Annotated in this window: 24 protein-coding genes and 1 pseudogene; 9 read left to right on the forward strand and 16 right to left on the reverse strand. The window is 64.6% G+C overall.

What is annotated here, in order from left to right; translation table 11 throughout:
- Positions 1–79 precede the first annotated feature (79 nt).
- A complete protein-coding gene (locus tag OKW52_RS22280; protein ID WP_264507789.1) occupies positions 80–787 on the reverse strand; it encodes a TetR/AcrR family transcriptional regulator in 708 nt (235 codons plus the stop codon).
- A gap of 207 nt (positions 788–994) precedes the next feature.
- Between OKW52_RS22280 and OKW52_RS22285 the strand changes: the two genes are divergently transcribed.
- From OKW52_RS22285 to OKW52_RS22310, 6 genes are read left to right on the forward strand one after another with little or no spacing between them, the layout of a single operon-like run.
- Positions 995–2,287, forward strand: coding sequence for an ABC transporter substrate-binding protein (locus tag OKW52_RS22285; RefSeq protein ID WP_264507790.1), 1,293 nt, complete (start codon positions 995–997; stop codon positions 2,285–2,287).
- Positions 2,284–3,012, forward strand: a complete 729-nt coding sequence (locus OKW52_RS22290) for an ABC transporter ATP-binding protein (protein WP_264507791.1) — start codon at positions 2,284–2,286, stop codon at positions 3,010–3,012. Before OKW52_RS22285 ends, OKW52_RS22290 begins: the two co-directional genes overlap by 4 nt.
- Entirely contained in the window at positions 2,999–3,685 is a 687-nt protein-coding gene (locus tag OKW52_RS22295) for an ABC transporter ATP-binding protein (RefSeq protein ID WP_264507792.1), read from the forward strand. The genes OKW52_RS22290 and OKW52_RS22295 overlap by 14 nt, the downstream gene beginning before the upstream one ends.
- The gene (locus tag OKW52_RS22300) at positions 3,682–4,539 is read left to right on the forward strand and encodes a branched-chain amino acid ABC transporter permease (protein ID WP_264507793.1); all 858 of its coding nucleotides are present in this window, start codon (positions 3,682–3,684) and stop codon (positions 4,537–4,539) included. Before OKW52_RS22295 ends, OKW52_RS22300 begins: the two co-directional genes overlap by 4 nt.
- The gene (locus tag OKW52_RS22305) at positions 4,536–5,489 is read left to right on the forward strand and encodes a branched-chain amino acid ABC transporter permease (protein WP_264507794.1); all 954 of its coding nucleotides are present in this window, start codon (positions 4,536–4,538) and stop codon (positions 5,487–5,489) included. The genes OKW52_RS22300 and OKW52_RS22305 overlap by 4 nt, the downstream gene beginning before the upstream one ends.
- Positions 5,486–6,931: an amidase family protein gene (locus OKW52_RS22310; RefSeq protein ID WP_264507795.1), complete on the forward strand. Its 1,446-nt coding sequence runs from the start codon at positions 5,486–5,488 to the stop codon at positions 6,929–6,931. Before OKW52_RS22305 ends, OKW52_RS22310 begins: the two co-directional genes overlap by 4 nt.
- 420 nt (positions 6,932–7,351) lie before the next feature.
- On the opposite strand, the pseudogene OKW52_RS22315 reads toward OKW52_RS22310, so the two are convergent.
- From OKW52_RS22315 to OKW52_RS22330, 4 genes and pseudogenes are all read right to left on the reverse strand, one after another.
- A pseudogene (locus OKW52_RS22315) lies at positions 7,352–8,184 on the reverse strand (metal ABC transporter permease).
- Positions 8,181–9,044, reverse strand: coding sequence for a metal ABC transporter permease (locus OKW52_RS22320; protein ID WP_264507796.1), 864 nt, complete (start codon positions 9,042–9,044; stop codon positions 8,181–8,183). The pseudogene OKW52_RS22315 and the gene OKW52_RS22320 overlap by 4 nt, the downstream one beginning before the upstream one ends.
- Positions 9,041–9,943: a manganese/iron ABC transporter ATP-binding protein gene (locus OKW52_RS22325; RefSeq protein WP_319800505.1), complete on the reverse strand. Its 903-nt coding sequence runs from the start codon at positions 9,941–9,943 to the stop codon at positions 9,041–9,043. Before OKW52_RS22325 ends, OKW52_RS22320 begins: the two co-directional genes overlap by 4 nt.
- The gene (locus tag OKW52_RS22330) at positions 9,940–10,836 is read right to left on the reverse strand and encodes a metal ABC transporter substrate-binding protein (protein ID WP_319800506.1); all 897 of its coding nucleotides are present in this window, start codon (positions 10,834–10,836) and stop codon (positions 9,940–9,942) included. The genes OKW52_RS22325 and OKW52_RS22330 overlap by 4 nt, the downstream gene beginning before the upstream one ends.
- 215 nt (positions 10,837–11,051) lie before the next feature.
- Here OKW52_RS22330 and OKW52_RS22335 point away from each other — a divergent pair, with 215 nt between their 5' ends.
- Positions 11,052–11,477: a Fur family transcriptional regulator gene (locus OKW52_RS22335; RefSeq protein WP_264507797.1), complete on the forward strand. Its 426-nt coding sequence runs from the start codon at positions 11,052–11,054 to the stop codon at positions 11,475–11,477.
- Positions 11,478–11,628: 151 nt separating this feature from the next.
- On the opposite strand, the gene OKW52_RS22340 is transcribed toward OKW52_RS22335, so the two are convergent.
- From OKW52_RS22340 to OKW52_RS22365, 6 genes are all read right to left on the reverse strand, one after another.
- Positions 11,629–13,113 (reverse strand): tripartite tricarboxylate transporter permease, encoded by a 1,485-nt coding sequence (locus OKW52_RS22340; RefSeq protein WP_264507798.1) that lies wholly within the window; start codon positions 13,111–13,113, stop codon positions 11,629–11,631.
- 10 nt (positions 13,114–13,123) lie between these two features.
- Positions 13,124–13,570: a tripartite tricarboxylate transporter TctB family protein gene (locus OKW52_RS22345; RefSeq protein ID WP_264507799.1), complete on the reverse strand. Its 447-nt coding sequence runs from the start codon at positions 13,568–13,570 to the stop codon at positions 13,124–13,126.
- A 55-nt stretch (positions 13,571–13,625) separates the two neighbouring features.
- Entirely contained in the window at positions 13,626–14,582 is a 957-nt protein-coding gene (locus OKW52_RS22350) for a Bug family tripartite tricarboxylate transporter substrate binding protein (protein WP_264507800.1), read from the reverse strand.
- Positions 14,583–14,609: 27 nt separating this feature from the next.
- Positions 14,610–15,527, reverse strand: a complete 918-nt coding sequence (locus OKW52_RS22355; RefSeq protein WP_264507801.1) for an alpha/beta hydrolase — start codon at positions 15,525–15,527, stop codon at positions 14,610–14,612.
- A complete protein-coding gene (locus tag OKW52_RS22360; RefSeq protein WP_264507802.1) occupies positions 15,524–16,366 on the reverse strand; it encodes an MBL fold metallo-hydrolase in 843 nt (280 codons plus the stop codon). Before OKW52_RS22360 ends, OKW52_RS22355 begins: the two co-directional genes overlap by 4 nt.
- Positions 16,367–16,441: 75 nt before the next feature.
- Complete coding sequence (locus OKW52_RS22365) at positions 16,442–17,431, reverse strand: tripartite tricarboxylate transporter substrate binding protein (protein WP_264507803.1); 990 nt, start codon at positions 17,429–17,431, stop codon at positions 16,442–16,444.
- A 100-nt stretch (positions 17,432–17,531) separates the two neighbouring features.
- On the opposite strand from OKW52_RS22365, the gene OKW52_RS22370 reads away from it, so the two are divergent.
- Complete coding sequence (locus OKW52_RS22370; RefSeq protein ID WP_264507804.1) at positions 17,532–18,476, forward strand: LysR family transcriptional regulator; 945 nt, start codon at positions 17,532–17,534, stop codon at positions 18,474–18,476.
- 5 nt (positions 18,477–18,481) lie between these two features.
- Here the strand turns inward: OKW52_RS22370 and OKW52_RS22375 are convergent, their stop codons facing one another.
- From OKW52_RS22375 to araD, 4 genes are read right to left on the reverse strand one after another with little or no spacing between them, the layout of a single operon-like run.
- Positions 18,482–19,996, reverse strand: coding sequence for an aldehyde dehydrogenase (NADP(+)) (locus OKW52_RS22375; RefSeq protein ID WP_264507805.1), 1,515 nt, complete (start codon positions 19,994–19,996; stop codon positions 18,482–18,484).
- Positions 19,997–20,008: 12 nt separating this feature from the next.
- On the reverse strand, positions 20,009–20,731 hold the full coding sequence (locus OKW52_RS22380; protein ID WP_264507806.1) for a ribonuclease activity regulator RraA: 723 nt from the start codon (positions 20,729–20,731) through the stop codon (positions 20,009–20,011).
- Between the two features lie 8 nt (positions 20,732–20,739).
- Entirely contained in the window at positions 20,740–21,642 is a 903-nt protein-coding gene (locus tag OKW52_RS22385) for a dihydrodipicolinate synthase family protein (protein ID WP_264507807.1), read from the reverse strand.
- Between the two features lies 1 nt (position 21,643).
- Positions 21,644–23,386, reverse strand: a complete 1,743-nt coding sequence (araD, locus tag OKW52_RS22390) for an L-arabinonate dehydratase (RefSeq protein ID WP_264507808.1) — start codon at positions 23,384–23,386, stop codon at positions 21,644–21,646.
- A 269-nt stretch (positions 23,387–23,655) separates the two neighbouring features.
- Here araD and OKW52_RS22395 point away from each other — a divergent pair, with 269 nt between their 5' ends.
- Entirely contained in the window at positions 23,656–24,630 is a 975-nt protein-coding gene (locus OKW52_RS22395; RefSeq protein WP_264507809.1) for a LacI family DNA-binding transcriptional regulator, read from the forward strand.
- Between the two features lie 22 nt (positions 24,631–24,652).
- Here the strand turns inward: OKW52_RS22395 and OKW52_RS22400 are convergent, their stop codons facing one another.
- Positions 24,653–26,329, reverse strand: a complete 1,677-nt coding sequence (locus OKW52_RS22400) for a sigma-54-dependent Fis family transcriptional regulator (RefSeq protein WP_264507810.1) — start codon at positions 26,327–26,329, stop codon at positions 24,653–24,655.
- Between the last annotated feature and the right edge of the window lie 186 nt (positions 26,330–26,515).

Raw genomic sequence — 26,515 nt, forward strand, 5'->3', positions numbered from 1 at the left:
CTGCGATGGCCATCGCTGTCAGGCATCAACCGCCGCGATTGCCATCCGATCCGGGCGCGTGTCCAAGCCCGGCGCTGTCTTAGGCATCGCCGAAGAAACGTGCCGCGATTTCTTCGGGCGACGGCGGGTTGCGTAGCAGCGGCGTGATTGCCAGATCGGCCAGTTCCTCGACCGCCATCAAGGACAGCAATTCCTGTGACTTCACGCCTGGCGCACGGGGTTGCGACGTGTAATGTGCCAGCCCGTGCGGTGCCAGAACCATGTATCCGGCCAGACGCGACGGATCGCCAGGGATCAGAATCCCCGCGTCCTGGCAGCGACGAATGGCGTCGATTAGCGTTGCGACCGCCGCACGGTCGTAGGTGCCCCACCGGCTGGCGTTAGAGTCAGGGCGGTTGTCGAACAGCAGGCGAAAGAAGCCCCGCTGTTCCTGCCCGAAGCGCACATAGGAAAAACACAGCACGCGCAAGCGGGTCAAGGCATCGTCGGGCCATTTGGCAAGCTCATCAAGCTGGTAGATGTGCAGCATGCGAAAGGCTTCTTCGGTCAAGGCATCAAGCAACGCTTCCTTGTCGGCGAAATGCCGGTAAACCGACGAATGCGAAACGCCAAGCGCGCCGGCAACCTCGCGCATCGAGAAATGGGGTCCGTTGCGCGTTGCGATCAAATCGATGGCTTCGGCGAGCACCGCGTTGCGCAGGTCGTTGTGGTGATATCCGGTTTTGCGCCGCGTCTTGGGGGCGTCGGTCGCGGCGTCGGCTTCACTCTGCTCGTCAGTGCTACGCATAAACCTTTCCTTTCGCCTCGAGTGCCTTTCTGGACAACCGCAGGGGTGCGAGCAAGTCGCTATGCGGGTTGTACATCTTAAGTGACCAATGGACACATTTTTTCTTGACCGAATCAGGACGTGGTGCAAGCGTATGTGACCAGTGGTCGCACACACCTGTGATCACCGACGCGTAACAAAATAAAAACGATAAAACAGGGGGTTCCAATGAAGGAACGTTTCGGCCAGCCGGGCCTTACCCGGCGCGGAGTGATGGCGCATGGCCTTGCGGCGGCAGCGGCTGGCCTCGCGGCACCGTCGATCTTGCGGGCACAATCAGCAGCGGTGAAAATCGGCTATGTCGGATCGCTGTCGGGTATCCGCGGCATCTTTGGCGAAACCGAGCAATGGACGCTGGCACAGATCCAGACGCGGTTGGCCGAGGGATTGATGGTCGGCGACCGGCGCATCCCGATCGAGCTGGTGATCCGCGATAACCAATCCAGCGGCGCCCGCTCGGCATCGGTCGCGCAAGATCTGGTGTTCCGCGAGCGGTGCAATCTGATCCTCGCGCAGGATGGCGAGGCGGCTTTCGCGGTCGGAGAGCTGGCTGACAGTCGCGGCGTGCCGACCCTGTCGTCGATGATGCCCTGGCAGGCCTGGATGTTCCCGCGCGGTGGCAATCCGGTCGACGGGTTCCCCTATACGTTCCACTTCTTCGGCGGCAGCGACGGGGCGTTAAGCAATTTCGTGCAGATGATGGACATGGTGCCCTCGAACGCCAAGGTCGGCACGCTTTACGTCGACAACCCGCCGGGACAGGGGCTGATGAATCCCGAAACGGGTTTGCCCGCCTTCCTGCGGCAAGGCGGATACGACGAAATTGCCGCTGGGCCGTTTCAGGTCACCACCAATGACTTCTCGTCCTTCGTGTCACGCTTTGCCGCCGAGCAGCCGGATATCCTGTCGGGCTTCATGTATCCCGACCATTTCATCCCGTTCTGGAATCAGCTCAGGCAGGCGGGCGTCGCGCCGAAGGCGGTGATGATGTCTGCAGCGTTCCTGTTCCCCGGGGCCGTGGCAGCGATGGGCGACAGTGCCGATGGCGTCGCGACCGAGGTCTTCTGGTCGCCCGCCTTCCCCACCGCCTCGTCGTTGACCGGGCAGAGTGCGGCGGAACTGGCCGCGCAATGGGAGACCGAGACCGGCGCGCAATGGACGCAACCCTTGGGCTATGGTCATGCGATGTGGGAGGTGGGGCTTGCAGCCATCGCTGCCGCCGATGACCCCCGCGACCCCGACTCGCTGCGCGATGCCATCGCCGGACTTGATCTGAACACCGTTGCTGGCCGGGTGAATTTCGCCACCTCGCCGGTGCGAAACGTTGCCATCATGCCCCTTGTCGGCGGGCAATGGCGACGGCTGGGCGGGCAGCATCCCTACGCGCTGAAGATCGTCAACAACGCCTCGGCGCCGGAAATTCCGGTCGAGGCCGAGATGATCGTGATGAGCCCGTCATGACCCAGCTGACCTTGCAAGGCGTGACCCGCCGGTTCGGCGTGCTCACGGCCGTTGATGCGGTGGATCTTTCCCTGCGGGTTGGCGAATGCGTTGGCTTGATCGGCCCCAATGGCGCCGGGAAAAGCACGTTGCTGGCGCTTATGGTGGGCGATCTGCGGCCTACGTCGGGCCAGATAAGCCTCAATGACACGGTGGTCACCCGGCTGCCGGTCCCTGCGCGCGTCCGCGCAGGGATCGCGCGCGCGGCGCAAATTCCGCAGATCTTTGATCGGCTCACGGTCAGTGAAAGCGTGCGCCTGCCCGCGCTCTACGGGGCAGGGTTGTCCGACACGCAGGCCCGCGCCGAAGCGGCAATTGTGCTTGAGCGCTGCGGTCTGGCGGACAAGGCGCAGGCCTATGCCAGCGCCCTGGGCTTGCTTGATCGCAAGAGACTGGAGCTGGCCAAGGCGCTGGCGGCGCGGCCGCGCATCTTGTTGCTGGACGAGATCGCCGCCGGGCTGACGGAACCCGAAGTCGAAGAAATGGTCGTGCTGGTGAAGTCGCTGCGCGACGACCGTGCGATCCTGTGGGTCGAGCATATTCCGATGGCCCTGCGCGAAGCCTGCGAGCGGCTGATCGTGATGGAACGCGGGGTCAAGACACTGGACGGACCTTTCGCGCAGGTCTGGAGCGATCCCGGCTTGCAAGCCGTGTACATGGGGGTGCCCGGCGATGCTGCAGCTTGACGAGGTCAGCGCCTGGTACGGGCAAGCACGCGCACTCGATGCCGTGACTTTGACCGTGGAGACCGGGCAAACCCATGCCCTTGTGGGGGCGAACGGCGCGGGGAAGTCGACCCTGCTGCGCCTGCTCTGCGGATTGGTCCCGGTGTACACCGGCACCATCACGCTGAACGGCAAACCCTATGACCCCCGCAAGGCGTCGGCTGACGGCGTGGCGTTGGTGCCCGAAGGGCGATTGCTGTTCGACAGTCTCACGGTCGAAGAAAATGTCATCCTCGGCGCCCGTGACCGTGCGGGGCCTTGGTCACTGACCGCCCTGTACGCGCTGTTTCCGATCCTGTCCGAGAAGCGCCACGCGCGCCCTTCCGATCTGTCGGGCGGGCAGCAGCAAATGGTGGCGATTGCCCGGGCGCTGGCGACCAATCCGGCGGTGTTGCTCTGCGACGAGATCGCGCTGGGTCTGGCACCTGCCGTCGTCGGCGACGTTTACGTCGCGCTGGCGCGTGTCAGGGCGCAGGGCATGACGGTGTTGCTGGTCGATCAGGATATCGCCCGCGCCTGCCGCGTTTCCACACACGTCACCTGTTTGCTGAAAGGCCGGGTCTCGCATCAGGCCCCGGCTGCCGGTGTCACCGCGCAAAGCCTGCGCGCAGCGTATTTCGGGGTGGCGGGATGATCATTGACCTTCTGTTTCAGGGCGCGACCCTTGGGGCGCTCTATGGCCTGATCGGTGCCGGGCTGGCGCTGAATTTCGGCATCCTAAAGGTCGTCAATCTGGCGCATGGCGAGTTCATCACGCTGGGTGCCTTCATGGCCGTCGGGCTGGTTGCCGCGCAAAGCGCGTTGCCCTTGCCGTTGATCCTGACGGGCGCGTTCCTTGGCTGCGCGCTGATCGGCGTGGTGCTGCAAGCCGCTTTCGTCGAGCGGGCGATGACGTTCCGCGACCCGATGGTGCCGATGCTGGTCACCTTCGGGCTGGCGGTGATGATCCGCAACGGGCTGCTTGAAGCGTTGGGTGCCGATCAACGCGGACTCGATGTTGGCGGGCTGGCGCAGGCGCGGATAACGCTGGTGGGGCAGTCTTTCGGGCTGTTGCCGCTGATCACGCTGGGTCTGGCGCTGGCCGCGTTTGCCGGGCTCGCCACGCTGATCTTTCGCACCCGCTTTGGCCGCGAGGTGCGCGCGGTCTCTGACCGGCCCGAGATCGCCGCGATCCTTGGCGTTCGGGTCAAGCGGATCCACCTGCTTGTCGCCGGGCTCTCGGCCGGGCTCGCGGCGCTGGCAGGGGTTCTGCTGGCGATGCGCGCCAGTGTCTCGCCCTTCTCGGGCGTGTCGCATCTGCTCATCGCTTTCGAGGTGGTGGTTCTGGGGGGCATCGGGCGGATCCGCGGTGTGCTGATCGCCGGACTGATTCTGGGTCTGGCGCAGGTCGTTGCCCAACGGTTCGATGCGAATGCCGGTCTGCTCTATGTGCATCTCGTCTTCTTTACAGCGCTTGTCGGGCGCGCCGTGACCGGGAGGCTGGCATGATCCGTCCCTTGGAACTGCTCGCCCTCGCCCTTGCGTTGGGCCTGGGGATCGCCGGAGGCCGCCTGCTGGACGCAGGATTGCTGTTCCTGCTGTGCGAGATGCTGGTGATCTTTCTGATGGCGCAAATGTGGAACCTGCTGGCGGGTTACGCCGGACAGGTCTCGCTGGGGCATCAGGTTTTCGTCGGTCTGGGCGCTTACCTGCTCTTTCTGATCGCCAATGCGACACCCTTGCCGGTGTGGCTGGTACTGGCCGGGGTGCCGGTGATTGTCGGGCTGCTGGCAATTCCGCTGGGCATGGTGATGTTCCACCTCAAGGCCGCCTATTTTGCCATTGGCATGTGGGTTGTCGCTGAAATCGTGATGCAGTTGACCCTCAAGCTGCCTTTTGCCCGCGGCGGCATGGGGCTGATGCTGCGGCCCGGCGGGCATCCGATGCAGGGCTACCCCGAGCAGAGTGTGTTCGCCGTGGCGCTGGTGGCGGCTGTCGGGCTGATGGTGGCGCTGCGTATCTTCCTGCGCACCCGCGCCGGGCTGGCAACGCTGGCCCTGCGCGACAACGAAGCCGCGGCGAGCGCCGCCGGAGTCGATGTCCGCCGCCTGCATCTGGTGCTGTTTGCGCTGACGGCGGCGGGATGCGCCGCTGCGGGCGGACTTTACTACATCACGACGCTCTACATCACGCCGGTCGATGCCTTTCAGCTCAACTGGGTGGTGGCGATGATGGTCGTCACGGTGATTGGCGGAACCGGGACGTTGACGGGCCCCGCGCTGGGAACCGCCCTGTTGATCGGGCTGCGCGAGGCAATGACCGCGGCGGGCTTTTCCGGCGACCAGTACTGGATCGTCATGGGCCTGCTGTCGGTGGTGGTGCTGTTGGTCAGCCCGCGCGGCTTGTGGCCCGCGCTTGCAGGGCTGGCTTTGAAAATCAAGAAAGGATCACACCCATGAACGAGCCCCATTGCTGGAGCGCGACTGAAACCGTCGAGGCCCTGCGAAAACGCCGGATCGGCGCTGTCGAACTGCTGGACCACATGACCGCGCGGCAGCAGCGGCTGGACGGCCCGCTCAATGCGGTGATCGCCACCGACCTTGACACCGCCCGAGCGGCTGCGCAGGCCGCAGACAAGGCAAGCGCCCCGCTGGGTCCGTTGCACGGGCTGCCGATGACCATCAAGGAAACCTACGACGTGACCGGCTTCGCGACCACGGCGGGGATCCCTGATCTGGCCCACAACCGCCCGACGCGCGATGCCGATGCCGTCGCCCGGTTGCGCAAGGCCGGGGCGGTGATCTGGGGCAAGACCAACGTTCCGGTGGCCGCTGCGGATCACCAGTCCGTCAATCCGATCTATGGCCTGACATGCAATCCCTGGGACCTCGAGCGCACCCCGGGCGGATCGTCAGGTGGTGCCGCGGCTGCCGTCGCCGGCGGCTTTACCGCGTTGGAACTGGGCAGCGACATCGGCGGCTCGATCCGGCTGCCGGCGCATTTCTGTGGCGTTTGGGGGCTCAAACCGAGCTATGGCATCGTTTCGGGGCGTGGCCATATCCCTCCCGGCCCCGGTGCGCTGGCACCCTCGCCTCTGGGCGTTTCGGGGCCACTGGGCCGGTCGGCGAAGGATCTGTCGCTGGCGCTTGATGTTCTGGCCGGCGGTGGGCCGGGTGCCTGGCAGTTGAGCCTGCCCGCGTCGCGTCACCAGCGACTTGCCGATTTCCGCATCGCCGTCTGGACCGGCGGCTATCCGGTGGACACAGCCTATGCCGCCGGAATCGACAGCTATGCGAATTCGCTGGCTGGCCAAGGCGCGCAGGTTACGGTCCTCGATACGATGCCATCCCCGCTCAAAGGCGCGGATGATCTGTATCTGAAGCTGCTGTTCGCTGTCCTTGGCGCGGGATCGCCCCCGGACGAGGTCGCAGGCTACGCCGCCGTTGCCGCTGCTCACCCCGATATTCCGATCGTTCAGCTCATTGCGCGTTCGGTCACGTCCAGCATGGCCGACGTCGCGCAGTTGTTCGAGGCACAAGCCCAGACAATCGCCGCGTGGGACGGATGGTTCAAGGAGTACGACGCGGTGCTGATGCCGGTCTCCATGGGTCAGGCGTTTCCGCATATGCTGGGCGGTGGGTTCGGCCCGGTGTCGAAACTGCCAGAGACGCTGGATGTCGGCGGCAAGCCGGAATCCTATCTCAAGAACCTGCTATGGCCGGGCATTGCGACCTTTGCGCATCTGCCCGCTGTTGCCTGCCCGATACCGGGAGGGATCAACGGCTTGCCCGCCGGGGTTCAGATCATGGGCCCCGCCTTCGGCGACCGCACGGTGCTCAAGTTGGCCGAGCTGTGCGAGGAGGCGGTGGGCGGCTTCACCGTGCCGCCCGGGTTCGAATAGCGCCCGGACGGAACGGCTGCCCCGCGCTTCTGGCATCCGCTGACCGAAGCGGCGCGCGTCGATGATGCGCGCCGTCCTGGGGGCTTTCTGGCCCTGCCGGTCAACGGGCCGTTCATCCCCGCAAAAGGCCCGCCGAGATCGGTTCGGTAAGGTTGTCTGTTCCGACCCCGGTTTCGCGTTGGCGCAGTTGATCGAGGTTGAGCAGCGTGTAGCCGTGATGCCAGGCCCACAAGGGTGGGATTGTCCCAGGCCCGCGTCTCTCCGACCAGACGGTCACAGTCATGGCGGCGCGCTTGACGGTCCGGGCGCGCAAAACGTCTGAGCCGGTCGAAACCTCGGGGCGGCTTTTGTGGACCCGGTTGATCTGCGACCGGTCTGACATCCAAGGCGTGACGGTGCGCTTCCCACCGGGGCCTGACGTCAACCAAGGGCCGAGCGTCGTCTGACCTGCAGAATTCGGCGAAAAAACGCGATCACGAAGAGCGCGGTCAGGATCAGGATGATCGTCGGCGCCGGGGCACTGTCGAGAAAAAGCTCGCATAGGCGCCCAGCAGCATCGAACTGGTACACACGACGACCGACACTGCCAGCATCCGCCCGAAACTGCGCACCAGCAAAAACGCAATGGCCCCCGGCGCGATCAGCAGCCCGACTGCCAGCACCAATCCGGTCGCTGACAGCGTTGCGACAATGGTGAGCGACAGGATGGTCAGCAGCCCGTAATGGAGCAGCCCGACCGGCAGGCCCGACGCCCTCGCCTGCGCCGGATCGAAGGCATGCAACATAAGATCTTTCCACTTGAGCAGCAGCGCCACCGCGACACAGGCCGACAGGATCCCTGCGGTCCACAGATCCTCGGCACCGACGCCCAGCATGTTGCCGAACAGGATGTGGTCGAGGTGGACATTGGTGTGGATCGACACATACAGCACGATCCCCAGCGCGAACATGCCCGAGAACACCACGCCCATGACCGTGTCCTGCTTCACGCGCGAATTCTCGGCCAGATAACCTGTGGCGAGGGCTGTGATCATCCCTGCCCCGAAAGCGCCAAGGATCAGCGGAAAACCCAGCACATAGGCCAGCACGATCCCCGGCAGGACAGCATGGCTGACGGCATCGCCCATCAGCGCCCAGCCCTTGAGCACCAGAAAACACGACAGCAGCGCGGTGGGGACCGACACGATCAGCGAGATCCAGAAGGCGTTCTGCATGAAGCCGAACTGAAAGGGCAGCAACAGCGTGTCGATCATGGCGCTACCTCGGCCCGCAGGGCCTGCGCCGCCTTGCGCCGCGCGGCAAAAAGCCCGTGCTTGGGTGCCCAGAGAAAGGCGGCGAGAAAGATCAGCGTCTGTAGCACGACAATGATCCCGCCGGTCGCGCCATTGAGGAAGTAGCTGGCATAGGCACCGACAAAGCTGGTCACGGTGCCGATGGCGACCGAGGTCGCGATCAGTCGCGGGAACCGGTCGCACAGCAGATAGGCCGTCGCGCCGGGTGTCACCACCATGGCGATGACCAGAAAGGCCCCCACCGTCTGCATCGCCGCGACCACGCAGGCCGCAAGCAGCATGAAGAACACGGCCTTCAGCAAGCCGGGTCGCAAGCCGATCGACCGCGCGTGGTTTTCGTCGAAGAAGACCACCATCAGGTCTTTCCATTTCGCCAGCAAGATCGCCAGCGAGACGACGCCGATGATGAGCAGTTGCGCCGTGTCCGCCGGGGTGATCGCCAGAATATTGCCCATTGTGATGGTCTGGATCGACACCGACATCGGGTTGACCGACGCAATGAACAGCCCCAGCCCGAAGAATGAGGTGAAGATGATGCCGATGATCACATCGACCTTCAGCCCCGAGCGATCCGACAGAAACAGCATCGCCGCCGCTGCCAGTCCGCCCGACAGAAAAGCCCCCAGTGCGAACGGCAGTCCCAGAAGGTAAGCCCCGGCCACTCCGGGCACGACGGCATGCGACAGCGCGTCGCCGATCAGCGACCAGCCCTTGAGCATCAAAAACGCCGACAGAAACGCACAGACCCCGCCGACCAGCGCGGAGACGCCCATGGCATTGGTCATGAAGCCATAGGTGAAAGGCTCAAGCAGCGTGTTCATTTCGACGCCTCGGTGATCATTGTCTTGTCCCCGTAAGCGACAAAGGGCCGTTCATCGTCGGTCAGGATCGACAGTTTGCGCGTGTCCGCGTCGTCATGCAGATCAGCCCCGCCCAGCGTGAAATGACGCAGCACACCGCCGAAGGTCGCTTCGAGGTTCTTGCGGGTAAAGGTCGTTTCCGTCGGGCCCGAGGCCAGCACCGTGCCTTTGACCAGAACAGTGCGGTCGCAGAATTCCGGCACGGTGCCCAGATTATGGGTCGAGACCAGCATGACCCGCCCCTCGTCGCGCATCTCGCGCAGCAGGGCGATAATCTGCTCTTCGGTCTTCACATCCACGCCGGTAAACGGCTCGTCCAGCAGGATCACCTGCCCGTCCTGCGCCAGTGCCCGGGCCAGGAAAACGCGCTTCTTCTGGCCGCCGGACAGCTCGCCGATCTGGCGGTGACGATGGTCCAGCATGCTGACCCGCCCGAGCGCAGCCTCGACCGCGTCGCGGTCGATCTGAGACGGGCGGCGCAGAAAGCCCATATGGCCAAAGCGGCCCATCATCACCACGTCCTCTACCAGGACCGGAAAGGACCAGTCGACCTCTTCCGACTGCGGCACATAGGCGACGAGGTTCTGTTTCAGCGCCTGTTTCACGCCAAGACCCAGCAGCCGGATCTCACCGCGCGCCACCGGCACAAACCCCATGATCGCCTTGAAAAGCGTGGATTTCCCCGCGCCATTCACGCCGACCAGAGCGGTCACGGTGCCGCGCGGGATGGTGAACGTGGCGTCCCGCAGGGCCGTGTGGCCGTTGCGGTAGGTCACGGTCACGTCCTGCGCGGTGATTCCGCCACCGGCCGACATGTCCCCGGCCGTTGCCGATTTGTCCGGCTGGATGTCCTGCGTCATGGCGCCAGCCCGTTCGCGACGGTCTGCGCGGTGACGCGGAGCAGGTCGAGATAGGTCGGCACCGGGCCATCGGGCTCCGACAGACTGTCAACATAGAGCACCCCGCCGTATTGCGCGCCGGTTTCACGGGCGACCTGCTCGGCCGGGGCGGTGTTGACCGTGCTTTCACAAAACACCACCGGAATGTCATGCGTGCGGACGCCGTCGATCACGGCGCGCACCTGCTGCGGGGTGCCCATCTGATCGGCATTCATCGGCCACAGGTACAGCTCTTGCAGGCCGAAATCCCGCGCCAGATAGCTGAACGCGCCCTCGCAGGTCACCAGCCAGCGCTGTTCCGGCGCGATCGCGGCGATCCGCTGGCGGAGCGGTTCAAGCGTTGCGCGCAGCTCATCCTGATAGGCCGCCGCATTCGCGCGATAGACCTCGGTGTTGTCGGGATCGTGCTCGATGAAGGCAGCGGCGATGTTGTCAATGTAGATCAGCGCGTTATCCAGACCCATCCACGCATGGGGGTTGGGCATTCCGGTGTAGGAACCGGCAGCGATCGGGATCGGATCAATCCCCTCGGTCAGCGTCACCGACGGCACATCGCCCAGATTGGTCAGGAACTGCTCGAACCACAGCTCAAGATTCATCCCGTTCCACAAGATCAGATCAGCGCCATGCGCCCGGACAATATCCTGCGGCGTCGGTTCGTAGCCGTGGATCTCTGCGCCCGGCTTGGTGATCGACACCACATCGGCCGCGTCACCCGCCACCTGCCGCGCCATGTCGGCCAGAACGGTGAAGGTGGTGACGACCTTCATCCGGTGCTCGTCAGCCATGGCGGCACCCCCCATCAACGCGCTGGCCCCTGCCGCCGCCAAAAGGCGGGCTATCGTCAGTGTCATGATCGGTCCTTTTTCAGCATCCAGATGCAAGTGAGTCGCAGGTATGCATAGCAGGTCCGCCGCTTCTTGCAAGTGCATTGCAACTGCAAAAGGGGGGACGCTTCCAGGGCGCAAGACGGATGACCGCGGAAATTCTTCGTGCTACAGGGTTCCCTCAGCCAGATCGGCCCGCTCCGATGTCAGGCTGACGCGACTTCAGCCAGAGCGGACACCCGATGACCAAGCCAAAGCAAGAGCCCCTGATCGACCTTTGCCGCCAACGTGGGCTGCGTATCACCGGGCAACGGCGGGTCATTCTGCAGGTTCTGGATGCCGCCGATGACCACCCGAACGTCGAGGAACTGCACCGCAGGGTTGGCCAACGCGAACCCGGCGTGAACATCGCGACGGTCTACCGCACGATGAACAAGCTTGCGGAGCTGGGCCTGATCGAGCGCCACATGTTCGGCGACGGGCGCCTGCGCTACGAGCCTGCGCCCGACGAGCATCATGACCATCTGATCAATGTGGAAACCGGCGAAGTCATCGAATTCCGCTCGGACGAAATCGAGCGGCTGCAGGAAGAAATCGCGCAGAAATACGGGTTCGAGATCGTCAGCCACAAACTGGAACTCTACGTCAAACCCCGCAAAACGCGTTAAGCCGGACTGTCGCACCCGTTCTTGGCCAGCGGGCGCGTAAATCTTTCGTTAACCGCGCCCATTTTCTGTCTGCAAATATCCTCCAGGAGGGTCCGGGAGGATGGAAAATCCTCCCGGGTTTCGACGCCGCGCAAACGGCGTCGTCGTGGCCTTACAGCGAACGCGCGCGACGGGCTTTCAGCCAGGGGCCCAGATACGGCCAGATGATGCTGAATGCCGCAACCAGCAGCAGCGCCGCCGAGATCGGGCGCGTGAAGAAGGGCAGCACGCCATCGTCGGTATAGGTGATCCCGCGGCGCAGGTTCAGCTCAAGCATCGGCCCAAGGATGAAGGCCAGAATAAACGGCCCGACCGGCAGCTTGACCTTGTCCATCAACAGACCGAAGGCCGCGAAACCAAGCAGCAGGAAATAGTTGAAGCCGGTGGACGAGCCGACGAACACACCGATAAAGCCCAGCACCACAATCGCCGGATAGAGATAGTGGTAGGGAATTTTCAGGATCGCCGGGAACAGGCGCATGCCGAAATACTGCAGCACCAGCACCATGACCGCCGAAATCAGCGCGGTGAGGAACAGTGCGTAGACGATCTCGGGGTTGTTGGTGAACAGCAAGGGTCCGGCCTGAATGCCGTGGATCATCAGACCGCCCAACAAGATCGCCGTCGTGCCGTCGCCGGGGATCCCCAGCGCAACCATCGGGATCAGTGAGCCGCCGACCGAGGCATTGTTCGAGGTTTCCGAGGCGAACACGCCGTCCACACAACCTTTGCCGAATTTCTCGGGATGTTTGGACGACGATTTCGCCTGCGCATAGGCGATCATGTTCGACAGGGCCGAGCCCATACCGGGCAGAAACCCGATCCACAGACCGATCAGGAACGACCGGATCATGTTCCAGGTGTTGTCGATCAGGTCCCGCGCGCTGACACCAAAGCCCTTGATGTCGGACACATCGACCTCGGGCACCTGTTGTTCGCCACGTGCGTGGTCGCCGATGATCTGTTTGAGCGCAAAAAGGCCCAGCATCAGCGCGATCAGGTCGATGCCACTGCTCAGATAGATCGAGCCGAAGGTGAACCGTGCGTGCCCGTCAATCGGCGCGAAGCCGACGGTGCTGAGCAGCAACCCCAGCGCCGCCGAGGCCATGCCCAGAAACACCGAGCCGCGCGCCAGGGCCGCTACCAGCGCAATGGCGCAGAACCCGAGCGAGAAATACTCCCACGGTCCCAGCCGCAGCGCCAGCCGCGCCATGACCGGCGACAGGAACATCGCGATCAGGATCGAGACCAGCGTGCCCAGAAACGAGGCGATGATCGCCGCCCCCAGCGCCCGGACGGCCTCGCCGTTGCGCGTCATGGGGTAGCCGTCAAAGCAGGTCGCGATGGACGAGGGCGAGCCGGGAATGCCCAGCAGGATCGAGCCGATCATGCCGCCCGAAACCCCGCCGATCCAGATCGACATGAGCATGGCCAGCCCGACCTCGGGCTCCATGCCGAAGGTGATCGGCAGCATCAGCGCCACGCCAAGCCCGCCCGACAATCCGGGGATGGCACCCAGGATGATGCCCAGTGTCGTGGCCAGCAGGATGATCAGCAGCGTCATCGGCTGCAGGAGTGTCAGCAAGGAGTCAATCATAGCGCCGCCCCTACAGAAGGATGCCATGCGGCAGGAACGCGTTCAGCGCCACCGCAAACAAAAGATGCACGGCGCCGGTGACGGCAACCGCATAGATCAGACCGCGCCACCAGCCCCGGCGCTCGGCGCCCGCGATCACCCAGTACAGCGCGAAAACGGCGACCAGCGTGGCGATGTGGAACCCGACCAGCCAGAGCCCCAGCGCGTAGCCGACCATCAGCCCGGCCATGTTCAGACCGCGCAGCAGCGCCGCCATGTCCAGCTTTCTTTCCTCGCCCTCGGGCTTGCTCAGCAGCAGGCCGATCCCGCAGATCACAAGGATCGCGCAGGCAAAGATCGGGAACAGTTTTGGCCCGGGGTCGCTGTTGAAGGTGCGCACGCTGATCTGCGAAGCGACAGCGATCCCGCCAGCGCCAAGCGCCAGCAAGGCAGCGCCAAGGGGGCGTTCGGTATTCATGACCGGTCTCCGGTTTGAACGGGCGGGGGCCGGGCCCCCCGCGCAAGGTTTGGCGTTAGTGAGCCGAGAGGCCCAGATGACGGGCGAGCCGGTCGATGGTGGCGTCTTCGCCAGCCACGAGATCATGCGCCGCAGCCAGATCATAGGGCTCGAACGCGCTATCGGCCGCTGCGAGACGTTCCTGCACCTGCGGATCGTCGCCCATGGCCCGGATCACGGCGTTGATCTGTTCGGTCATCGCCGGGTCCATACCCGCCGGGCCAAGGATCAAGAGCGGGGCAATCCACGATACGTCGACGCCCTGCTCGCGGCAGGTCTGGAATTCGGGGTAGCGGGGATCGGCCTCGGGGTTGACCAGACACAGCACGCGCATGTCGCCCGACTGCACATATTGCCGCGCCGGGCCTGCGCCCAGATTGCCCAGCGTGATGTGGCCGCCCTGGATCCCGGCGACCTTGTCCACCTCGGCCGAGGCCTCGACCAGGCGCAGGTCGACGTCCTCGTTGGCCATCAGCATGCCCGCGATGAAATGCGTGGTCTGACCCAGCGAGACACCGACGGTGTACTGGCCGGGATGCGCGCGCGCATCCGCGACGAAATCGGCGATGGTTTCCCACGGTGCATCGGCGGCCACCGCATAGACCTGCGGCGGATAGGATTGTGCGATGCCCAGAATGGTGAAGTCGGTATACGGATGGTCATAGAGGCCGGTCTGATAGCCCACCAGCATGCCCGTGTGCTGAAACAGCATCGTCAGGCCATCAGGATCGGCGGTGCGCACCTCTTCCTGCGCCACGATGCCGCTGCCGGTGGGTTGGTTGACCACCACTACGGGGTTGTTGGTCGCCTGCTGCAGGTAGTCGGCAAAGATGCGGCCCATGATATCGGTGCCGCCGCCGGGGCGCGACGGGATGATGATCTGGATGGTTCCGGTGGGCCAGTCCTGGGCCGAGGCGGCGCCGGTAGAGAGCGTTACCGCCAGAAGTGTGGCAAGCGCCTTGCGCGGGGTCATGATCGTTCCTCCCATTTGAACAAGTCTTTAGCGGTTAAACAGCGCGGCAAGCCAGGCCACGATGGTTGCCCGGCCTTCGCGCCAGCGCGAATGGCCAGCGATCAGAAAGCCGTGGTCAGCGTCGGCAAAATTGCGCAGGCTCACATCAATCCCCGCGTCGATCAGCATGGCGGCATAGCGCCGGGCCTCAAACCGCAGCGGGTCCAGCCCGGCGGTGATGATCAGCGCGGGCGGAAGGCCGGTCAGCGCCTCGGGTTGTGCCAGGACGGGGGACAGCAGCGGGTTGTACAGGTTCTCTTCGACCCCGGCGTAGCAAACGCTGAACGCGCGCAGGCGGGCGGGCGGGAAGATGCTGTGCGGCTCCAGCTTGTCCTCGACCGGGGTGATCCCGTCGAGGAACGGGTAATCCATCACCTGACCGACAGGCCGGAACGCGCCGCTTTCATTGGCCATCAGACAGATCGCCGCCGTCAGGTTGCCGCCCGCGCTATGCCCGCCGATGGCAAGGCGCGCCGGATCTCCGCCGAGAGCCGCAGCGTTGGTCACGGCCCAGACGGCGATGTCGTAACCTTCATGGAGCGCGGTCGGGAAGGGAAACTCCGGCGCGAGGCGGTAGTCGAGATCGATCACCACGGCGTCCAGCTGCACCGCCAGATGCGCACAGAACACAGTATCGCGTGCCTGATACCCCCGCACGAACCCGCCGCCGTGGATGTTCAGCACCATCGGGCGCGGACCGTCAGCGGGTGTTTTCGGCGTCACGATCAGAAGGCGCGTGTCGCCGGCGCGGGTGGGAATGAAGCGTTCGTCAACCGTGACCCGCGCAAGGTCGCTGGCCATCTCGTCGGTCATCTTGGTTTCGACCAGATTGGTCCCGCGCAAGTGCGCGGCCAGTTCCAGCCGTTCTTGCTGGCTCAGGGCAAACTCGGGCAGATTGGTGCTCATTCGGTCTGTTCCAGAACCTTGCGGATCTGATCGAGCCTTCCGTCGATCATCCGGGGCCAGACCGCGCGATCCAGGAACGGGTTATGCCCGTCGCGGATATCGTCAACCCGGTCCATCATGGCGACCTGCGCCGGGTGCGATCCCAGCGTGATGTCCACCGGCATGTCCCGCACCCGCAACATCGTCTCCAGATACTGTTGTTGCAGCGCCATCGGCAGGTTGTTGTCGCGCAGGTATTCGTTGGTGACGGTGATCACCCCGGCCCCGCCGTGCAGTCCACACAGATGCGTGGCCCCTGCCTCACCCGGTACGTCAAAGAAGAACGAGGTCGTGCCCGGCGTATGCCCCGGCGTGAGCAGCGTGCGGATCTCGCGGTCGCCCATCACGACGGGCTCGTTGTCGGAATAGAACGCGTCAGGCTCAAACGAGCCCCAAGGGTAACCATTGTTGAGCAATTGGTCGGGCCGGTCGTTGAGGAACGCCCAATCTTCTCGGCTCATCATCACTTTGGCGCCCGAGGCTTCAACCAGAGGCCGCACACCGCCCAGATGGTCATAATGCATGTGCGACACCAGGATCAGCTTCAGATCGGTGATGTCAAAACCCAGTTTGCGGATCGATTCGAAGACCAGATAGACCTGCGGCTGCATGGTCGTGTCGATCAGGATCAGCCCTTCGCTGCTTTGCAGCAGATAAGCCCCGACCCAGTTGTTGCCGACATACCAGGTGCGCGGGGCGACCGGGAACGGATCGACCGCTACCTCCCACGGGCGCTCACAGCCTTGGATGAGGCACTCATAGGGATCGGTGGGAAGAGGGGGCAAAGCGCGGCGGGCCATCGGAATTCCGTGTGTCTTGGAGAAAAAGGGCAAGGGCGGGCCTTCCGCCCTTGCCATGTGTCGGGGCAGGTGTGGTCAGTTCAGGCCCAGCAGTTCGGCGGTAGCCGAAACGCTTGCGTCGATCGACTGCAGCCGTGCCGGAATGTCATCCGCAGCGATTGCCGTCAGCGGGAAGTTCATCGTGGCAAGCTGCGCGGAAACCTCGGGGTCTTCGACGGTGCCATTGATCGCGGCATTGATCGCCGAGACGACCGCAGGGTCCATGCCTGCCGGACCCATGATCAGGAAGTCGAGCCCATAGACCACGCGCTCATAGCCCTGCTCAACCAGCGACGGAATATCGGGGGTCGCCGCGTCGCGGTCGGGCGAGCCGCCGATCGTACCCAGAATGCGCAGATCGCCGGTCTCGACGTATTGCAGTGCGCCCGAGGTGTTCACCAGCGCGGCGTCGATCTGATGGCCTTGCAGTTGCACCAGCTTGTCGGCATCGCTGCCCGCGTCGACGATGCGGAACTGTGCGTCGCTGTCCATCACCAGGAGCCCGGCCATGAAATGCGTCGAGCCGCGCAGTTGCACGCCCAAGGAGATCGAATTCGGCGCCGCGATGGATGCGGCAACCAGATCGGCGGTCGTCTGATACGGCGAATCGGCGGAAACGGCGAGCGAGTACGAGCTGCCGACGGCCAGCTCGGCGGCCGTGGTGAACTCGTCCAGCGGGCTGTGATCGTAGGTGCCGGTGTGATACATTGAGAAGATGCCGCTGTGGAAGAACAGCAGGGTCTGCCCATCCGGCGCGGCAGCGCGCACGGTCTCGGCAGCAACAACGCCACCGCCGCCGGGGTTGTTCACCACGACGAAGGACTGGCCGGTCCGCTCTTGCAGCGCGCCTGCCAGCACACGGGCCGCAGCATCGGTGCCGCCCCCGGCGCGGGCGGGCACCAGCAGCTGAACGGTGCCGGTGGGCCAGACCGTCTGCGCGCTGCTGACGTGCGGCAGCGCGGCGACAGCAACGGCGGCGCTCAGCGACAGGAACAGGCGGCGGTTCAGGATAGTGGATGTGGTCATTGTGAGTCCTCCCAGACACCTCGATTGCAGAAGAGGCTATTGACTTGGGGCCAGTTTCGGAAATTGAATATCGGCCTTAGTCATAAGGTAAGCTAATATCGTGGCCCTCAACGCCCAAACCCTTCTGCGCCGTCTGACGACCCGCGCGCGCGTGCGGCACATGCAGGCGCTGATCATGCTCAACGACCTCAGATCCATGAGCCGCGCGGCTCAGGCCATGGGGATGACGCAGCCCGCGATGACGCAACTGGTCGCCGAACTGGAGGCCCTGCTGGAGACGACGCTGTTCTTGCGCCATTCGCGCGGGGTCGATCCGACGCCGGTTGCGCAGGATCTGATGCCGGTTGCCCGCCGGATTCTGGCTGCGATGGAAGAGGGGGCCGAGCTGATCGCCACGCGCATCCGGCGTGACAGCGGCCCGGTGCGCGTGGCGGCAACCGTCGCGGCGATGGGCGGCTTGCTGGACCCGGCGCTGCCAGTTCTCGCGCGCTCGCACCCTAATGTTCAGGTGCAAGTGGACAATGTGATGGGGCAAGGGTTGTCAGCGTCGTTCAGCGGGACCGAGTTCGATCTCATCCTCTGCCGCCGTTTGGCGGTCGTGCACGAAGGCTGGACCTTTGTTCCCTGCCGGCATGATGCCGCGATCATTGTGGCCGGGGCACGCCATCCGCTGGCCCAGAAAACCGGCGTAACGGCAGCGGATCTGGGGGCGGCGCGCTGGCTGCAGAACCATGTTGCAACGCTGGCACGGCATGTCTTTGACGACCTGCGCGAGCGGTACGGCTGGGTCGAACTGGATGAGGTCCAGTTCATTTCCCGCATCCCCATGCTGATCTGGTCTATGCTGAAAAGCGGGGAATTACTGTGCCTTACGCCGCGAAGCGTCGCGGCGGCATGGCTGCTTGATGGCAGTATTGTCGAGTTGGATTTCGATGTCGGCGCGCCATTGGAGCCGATCGGGTTCTACTGGAAACTCGACGAGGCCGGACCATCGACCCGCCATGTCGCGCAGGGCTTGCTGGATCTGCGCGACAGGGCGGACTGAGCCTGTTAACCGAGGTCGACAGGCAGCAGGTCGGTCGGCATGTTCTGGTAACACACCGGGCGCAGGAAGCGCCGGATCGACAGCGTCCCGACCGAGGTGTGCCCGAAATTGGTGCTGGCCGGATAGGGTCCGCCATGCACCATGCTGTCCGCAACCTCGACGCCGGTTGGAAAGCCGTTAGCCAACACACGCCCGGCCTTGCGTTCAAGGATAGGCAGCAGGCGGCGGGCAAAACCGCTGTCTTCGGGGTCCAGATGCAGCGTGCACGTCAATTGCCCTTGCAGACTGCGGGCAATCTGCGCGACCTGTTCGGCATCACGGGCGCGCACGACCAGACCCAGCGGGCCAAAGACCTCTTCCCCCAAAGCATGGTTTTCCAGCCACGCATCGCCGGACACTTCAAACAGATACGGCGTCGCGGTTCGCAGATCGCACGCCGATGTCAGCACCTCGGTCACACCGGTGCCGGCACGGACACGGTCACGGCCTTGGCGATAAGCATCAGCTATACCGTCGGTAAGCATGACTTGCGGTCCGACCTTGGCCAGCGCGGCGCTTGCCGTCGCGATGAAGTCGGTCGCATCCGCCCCGTCGATCAGCACGGCGATGCCCGGGTTCGTGCAGAACTGCCCTGCCCCCATTGTCAGGCTGCCTGCCCAGTTCTGCGCAATCGTCGCGCCACGGTTGGCCAGGGCGTGCGGCAAAAGGAACATCGGGTTGACCGACCCCAGTTCGCCAAAGAACGGGATCGGATCGGGCCGCGCTGCGCACAGATCAAACAGCGCCCGCCCGCCGCCCAGCGATCCGGTGAACCCCACCGCGCGGATGCGCGGGTCTTGCACCAGCGCCTCGCCCACATCGCGCTTGCCGCCTTGCACCAGCGAGAACACACCCGGGTCCATGCCCTGCGATGCGATCGCTTCGGCGATGGCCTCGGCGACAATCTCGCCGGTGCCGGGATGGGCCGAGTGCCCCTTGACCACGACCGGACAACCCGCCGCCAGTGCCGCTGCCGTGTCACCGCCCGCGACCGAGAACGCCAGCGGGAAGTTCGACGCGCCGAACACGGCAACCGGACCGATGGGTCGCTGGATCATGCGCATGTCCGGGCGCGGCGCGGGCTGGCGATCCGGCTGGGCAGGGTCATGGCGGCGATCCAGATAGTCGCCCTTGAGGATATGCTCGGCAAACAGCCGCAACTGCCCCGTGGTGCGCCCGCGCTCGCCCTCGAGCCGCGCGGCGGGCAGCCCGGATTCCTGCGTGCCAATCTCGGTAATCTGCGCGCCGCGCGCCTCGATGGCGTCGGCGATGGCGTTCAGCAGGGCCGCACGCTCGGCGCGGGCGGTGTAACCGAAACTCCAGAACGCCGCTTCCGCCGCCGCGCAGGCCTGCGCGACCAGCGCGGGTGAGCCGGTCGAGAACGCATGCACCGGGCCGTGCGCCGGGCTTGACGTCCAGCGGGCCTCGGTTCCGATCCGCTGACCTGCAATCAGGTGGTCGCCGTGGGGTTGATAGGTCATGCCGTGTCCTTCTCAGCGCCCGGTTTTGTCGCGCCAGGCTTGGTATTTCTGCAGATTCTCGTCTTTGGTGGCCGGGTAGAGCCCGATCACCCCTGCCCCGGCGTTTACCTGCTCCAGCACGAAATCCTCGAACGATTCCATGCCCGTGCATTCCTCGGCGATCTCGTCGGCCAGATGCGCAGGGATCACCATCACGCCGTCGCCGTCGCCCACCAGCACGTCGCCCGGAAACACCGCGACATCGCCGCAGGCAACGGGGCCGTTGATTTCGATGGCTTCGTGCAGGGTCAGGTTGGTGGGGGCCGAGGGACCGGCGCAATAGGCGGGCATGTCCAGCGCGGCGATCCCGGCGACGTCGCGCATGCCGCCGTCGCTGACCACGCCCGCAGCCCCGCGCAGGGCCAGCCGGGTAATCAGGATCGAGCCTGCCGTGGCCGCGCGCGCGTCCTTGCGCGCATCCATCACCAGCACCTGACCCGGAGGGCAGGTTTCGATCGCGACGCGCTGCTTGTGCTCGGGATCGCGGAAGGCGGTCAGCGGGTTGCGGTCCTCGCGTGCGGGGATGTAGCGCAGGGTAAAGGCCTGCCCGACCATCGTCGGCTTGGGCGCAACCTGTCGCGCACCCTGAATGAACTGGCTGCGCAGCCCGCGCTTGAACAGCGCCGTGGCGACCGAAGCGGTCGAGACCTTGCGCAGCTTGTGGCGGGTCGCGTCGGAAAGGGTGTAATCGGTCATGGCGGGCCTCAGGTCAGGCGGTTGTCGGCGAGAAAGCGGTCAAGCCGCGTGGCTTGCGACGCCGTGAGCGGCCAGGCCGAGGGCGGGCGCGTGGGGCCACAGTCGAGCCCTTGGGCGATGAGCGCCGATTTGACGCCGGTGACATTGGTCCCGCCCATTTCCTCGGCGCGGATGTCTTCGAACACGCGCATCCCGGCGATGAGGGCGTTGGCTTTGGTGTAGTCCCCTGCCTCGAGCGCGGCGTGAATCGCCAGCGAACGTTCGGGCCAAACGTTGATCAGGCCAGAGGTGAAACCGCGCGCACCGACGGCGTAAAAGCTGGGTGCCCAGACCTCGGCCAGACCGCCGACCCAGACAATCGACGGATCGCAGGCGGCCTTGGCTTCGGCCAGTTTCATCGGGTTCGGCGTCGCCCATTTCACGCCCTTGACGCCCGGCACGGCGCACAGATCGGCAATCGCGGCGGTGCCGATGGCGTCGTTGCGCAGATACAGCATCATCGGCAACCCGCCCGACGCATCGTTGATCGCGCTCAGGTAATCGACCAACCCGCGCGGCGAGACGAAGGGATCGGGCGGTTGATGGACCATCAGCGCCGCCGCCCCCGCGTCAGCCGACGCCCGCGCCAGTTGCGCGGCGTCACGCAGACCCCGCCCGACACCGGCCAGCAGCGGCGCGCGACCGGCAACCATCGCAGCAACCTCGCGCACCATGGTGACGGCCTCAGCGGTGGTCAGTGCGTAGAACTCGCCGGTGTTGCCGTTGACCACGGGCATATGCAACCCGGCCTTCAGCGCGCGTTCAAGGATCGGTGCCAGCCGCGCAGGGGCGATATCGCCAGCGGCGTCAAAGGGGGTCACAAGGATCCCCGAAATCCCGGTCAGGGCCTGATCAAGGGTGAGTTTTGTCATGTCAGTAAATCTCCGGCTCGCCTGCGGGAGCACCGAAGCTCCGTTCGAGGAAATCGAAATCGCAGCCCTTGTCGGCTTGCGTGACGTGCTTGGAGAACATCCAGCCCCAGCCGCGCTCGAACCGGGGATCGGGTGCCTGCCATGCGGCGCGGCGCACCTCAAGCTCGGCCTCATCGACCAGCATGTCGAGCCGCCGGTTCGGCAAGTCCAGCCGGATGATGTCCCCGGTTTTCAGCAGCGCCAGCGGTCCGCCGACATAGCTTTCGGGCGCGACGTGCAGGACGCAGGCACCGTAGGAAGTGCCGGACATCCGCGCGTCCGAGATCCGCAGCATGTCGCGGTGGCCCTGCTTGATCAGCGCCTTGGGGATCGGCAACATGCCCCACTCAGGGAAACCGGGGCCGCCCAGCGGACCGGCGTTCCTGAGCACCAGAACATGGTCGGGCGTGACGTCGAGCGTTTCGTCGTCGATCGCCGCCTTCATTTCGGGATAGCTGTCAAAGACCAGCGCCGGGCCTTGGTGCACATGGTATTTCGCATCGCAGGCGGCGGGTTTGATCACCGCGCCGTCCGGGCACAGGTTGCCGCGCAGTACGGCCAGCGAGCCCTCGGCATAGACCGGGTTCGACAGCGGGCGGATCACGTCATCGTTGTAGACCTGCGCACCGATCAGGTTTTCGCCCATTGTCTTGCCGGTGACGGTCAGCGCGTCCAGCGCCAGCCGGTCCTTGATCTGCGCCATCAGCGCGCGCAGGCCGCCGGCGTAGTAGAAATCCTCCATCAGATAGTCTTTGCCGGAAGGCCGGACGTTGGCGATCAGCGGCGTCACGCGCCCGAGCGCATCCAGATCATCAAGGCTCAGGTCGACTCCGGCGCGGCGGGCCATGGCGATCAGGTGGACAACGGCATTGGTCGAACAGCCGGTGGCCATCGCAACAATAGCCGCATTTCTGACGGAGGCCTCGGTGACGATCAGGTCGGGGGTCAGATCCTCCCACACCATATCGACGATGCGCCGCCCGCAATCCGCCGCCATGCGCTGATGGCCGCTGTCCACCGCAGGGACAGACGACGCGCCCGGCAACGTCAGCCCCATCGCATCGGCAATCGCCGTCATCGTGCTGGCGGTGCCCATCGTCATGCAAACCCCGGCCGAACGCGCGATGCCACCCTGCACGCCCTGCCATTCGGCGTCCGAGATGTTGCCCGCGCGCCGTTCGTCCCAGTATTTCCACGCATCCGAACCCGAGCCCAGCTTCTGCCCGGCGTAATTCCCGCGCAGCATCGGCCCGGCGGGCAGGTAGATCATCGGCACACCGGCGGTGATCGCGCCCATCACCAGCCCCGGCGTGGTCTTGTCGCAGCCGCCCATCAGCACCACGCCATCCAGCGGGTGCGAGCGGATCATCTCTTCAGTCTCCATCGCCAGCATGTTGCGGTAGAGCATCGAGGTCGGTTTGGTGAAGCTTTCGTCAACCGACAGCGAGGGCAGTTCGACCGGGAAGCCGCCTGCCTGCAACACGCCGCGTTTCACGTCCTTGGCCCGCTCGCGGAAATGCGCATGGCAGCTGTTCAGTTCGGACCATGTGTTCAGGATGCCGATCATCGGCTTCCCCATGAAATCGCTTTCAGAATAGCCCAGCTGCATCATCCGCGACCGATGGCCAAAGCTGCGCAGATCGTCGGGGCCAAACCACCGCGTCGAGCGAAGGGATTCAGGCGTTTTGCGGTGAGATGCGGGCATGGGTGTCTCTGTGTCGTGACTCGAATGTATGCGCATACATAGCCGCACAATTGACAGCGGCTCAACAGGAAATCCTCTATTGGCCATAAAAATTCCGAACAGAAGGACAACAGCTGCGGGATTCTGACCTCTAACGTCATGACAATGTATGCGAAGTCATTGCGGGACAGCCTCTTGCCTTTCGCCGCAACAGAACAGACTATGCCGCCATGAATTCTTCTGATCCGCCCGACCGTACCGCACCCAGACGCCCGCCTCGGGGCGTGACGATGCAGGCGGTTGGACGGATGGCGGGCGTGTCGCAGGTCACCGTGTCGCGCGCGCTGTCTGACCCGTCGAAAGTCTCGCCCGAGACTCTGGCGCGCATTCATGCGGCGATTGCGGCGACGGGTTTTGTCCCCAATGCGCTGGCGGGGGCGCTGGCGTCACATAAGAGCATGCTGGTGTCGGCGCTGGTGCCGTCGATGACCAATATCGTCTACTCCTCGATGCTTGCGACCTTTTCCGAGGAATTGCGCGCGCGCGGCTATCAGATCCTGCTGTCAGAGACGGGTTTCGATGCCGAGCAAGAGGCCGCCACCGTTGAACTGCACCTGTCGCGTCGCCCCGACGCGATCCTGCTGACCGGCGTCCATCACGCCCCGCGCACCCGCAAGATGCTGCTTGGCGCGGGCATTCCGGTGGTTGAGGTCTGGGATATCACCGAGACGCCGATCGACCTGTGCGTCGGCTTCTCGCACCCGGCATCCGGTCACACGATGGCAGATTTCGCGGTTTCGGCAGGCTATCGCACGGCGGTCGGCTTCTCTGCGGGCGACGAGCGGGCGCGGCGGCGTCTGGCGGCCTTCGCCGAGCGGTTCAGCGCACAGAGCGGAACGCCGGTGCCGGTAAAGGTAACGGCGGTCGGCGGGTTGGCACAGGGCCGCGCGATGCTGGCAGACGTGCTGGACAGCGGCACGTTTCAGGGCGGTCTGATCGCCTGCAGCTCGGACGTCCTTGCACATGGCGTGCTGATCGAGGCAGCGGCGCGCAACCTGACGGTGCCCGAGGATCTGGCGGTGATCGGGTTTGGGGATCAGGACCTTGCGGCGGCTGTAGAGCCGCCGCTCACCACGATCCGGGTAAACCGCGAGGCTTTGGGGCGCTCAGCCGCGAGCCTCGTCTTGGCCCGGATCCGTGGCGAAGACCCTGCGCACCCTGTCATCGGCGTCGGCTTTTCGCTCATCCGACGCCGATCGGCCTGAGCAGCGAGGGCCGCGCCCGCAGCTAATTTGCAGAGTTCGGGCCGCCCCATATCTCCAGTTTGCGCAACCTGTAATCCAACTGCGCGCGCGTCATACCCAGCGCGCGCGCGGCGGCAGAGACGTTGCCTTTCGCCGCATCCATCGCGCGGCTGAACGTGTCTATCTCGATCTGTTGCAGCGTCCGCCCCTCGCTGCTGCCGTCAGCGGCGCTGCGCACGATGGTTCCGCTGGCGTGCAGACGCTCGATGAAACCCGGCATTTCCTCAAGCCCGGCAAAGAGATGCGAGATTTCCAGATCGCCTGCCGGTTCGGCAAAGATCACCCCGCGCTCGATCATATTCGACAATTCCCGAACATTGCCGGGATAGTCATAGCGCAGCAGAAGATCCATCGCTGCACCGCCGATCTTGCGCAGCGGTTTGCCGTGGCGGCGCGAATGGCGGGTCAGGAAATGCTCGATCAGCATCGGCAGATCATCGCGCCGCTCGCGCAGCGCGGGGAGCATGACAGGCAGCAGCGACAGCCGGTAAAACAGATCCGCTCTGAACGCCCCCGACTGCACGGCGGCGCGCGGCTGGCCCGCGCAGGCGGAGAGGATGCGAAAACCCAGACGCTTGCCGTCGTCGGCCTGAACGCGCAGCGCCAGATGTCCCTGCAACGGTTTCGGCAGGGCAAGAACGTCGTTGAGAAACAGCGTCCCGCCCCGTGCTCGCTCGATCTGTGCCTCCAGCCCGGCGATGGCGGCCTGCGTTTCCTCGGCGTCGAACATGCTGCAATTGACCGAGACGAACGGCCCGGCAGGCGTGCGGCCGATCTCATGCAGGCGTCGCGCGAACAGCTCTTTACCGGTGCCCGGCTCGCCCAGCAAAAGGACTGGCTCATCATAGCCGCCGACGCGCTCTAGCAACCGCCGTGCCCGCATGATCGCCGGCGAGCGGCCCTGAATGGTTGTCGGTCCGTCTTTTTCGGGCTTGGGCAAATCGACCGGCGGCTTCCAGGGTTGTGCCCGGGTCTTGGGCTGGTTCAGGCCGAACTCGGCCAGTTCGGGCACATCATCGCCCCAGGCTTCGGCATTGCGGCCGATGATCACACAGCGTTCGGCACCCATGCCGGTGCATTCCATCTCGCGGAAGATCACCGGATGGCCGAACAGCCGCGTGGTATAGCCCGAGGGCACGCCGATCAGCATCCAGCACACCGGGCAGTCGCAGATGCCGAAATGGGCCAGATGCTCGACGGCCTCGGTGCTGTCATGCCAGTAGAACTCGCCATGGTAATGGCCGCGCGCGACGTCGAATTCGAAGCGCTTGGTGGTGACCTTGACGAAGCCCTCCATCGTATGAATGCGCGGCCCGGCGGCCAATGCGGCGGTCAGGTCCTGTTGCTCGAATCGTTTGGCGATCACATCGGCCAGATGGATGCCCTGAAACCAGCCCACCCGGCGGAACATCCGGCGTGTCTGATCGATGCCGACCGCGTCGATCATCTCTTTGCGCAACTGGCCCAGCGAGGTTGTCTGCATCAGGACCATGCGGTCGTCATTCAGCCAGATGCGCCCATCCCCCAGCGCGAATTGCAGCGCGCCGGCCAGGTCGGACAGGGTGGGTGGCGCCCCCTCATCCAACAGCTTTGAATCGCCTCTTGAAAGAATGCGCGGGGCGCGGCGAGAGACTTCGGTGAGCGAGATTCGTTTGGTCATTGTCGGATATGATGAACTCTGAGAACCGACTTCATCTAGACATGAAATTTCTGCGCCCGCAAGAATTTCTGATTATTCCATAATAATCATATTCTTACTTCAGATTCTCTCGTCGCCTAAAATTTCCCTTGCCCGCAGCTTCATCGAATTCTCACTCTCGCTCATCACGCCGCGTCAGGGAGGACC

Origin of the sequence: Pararhodobacter zhoushanensis (assembly GCF_025949695.1) — a bacterium.
Taxonomy (GTDB): domain Bacteria; phylum Pseudomonadota; class Alphaproteobacteria; order Rhodobacterales; family Rhodobacteraceae; genus Pararhodobacter; species Pararhodobacter zhoushanensis_A.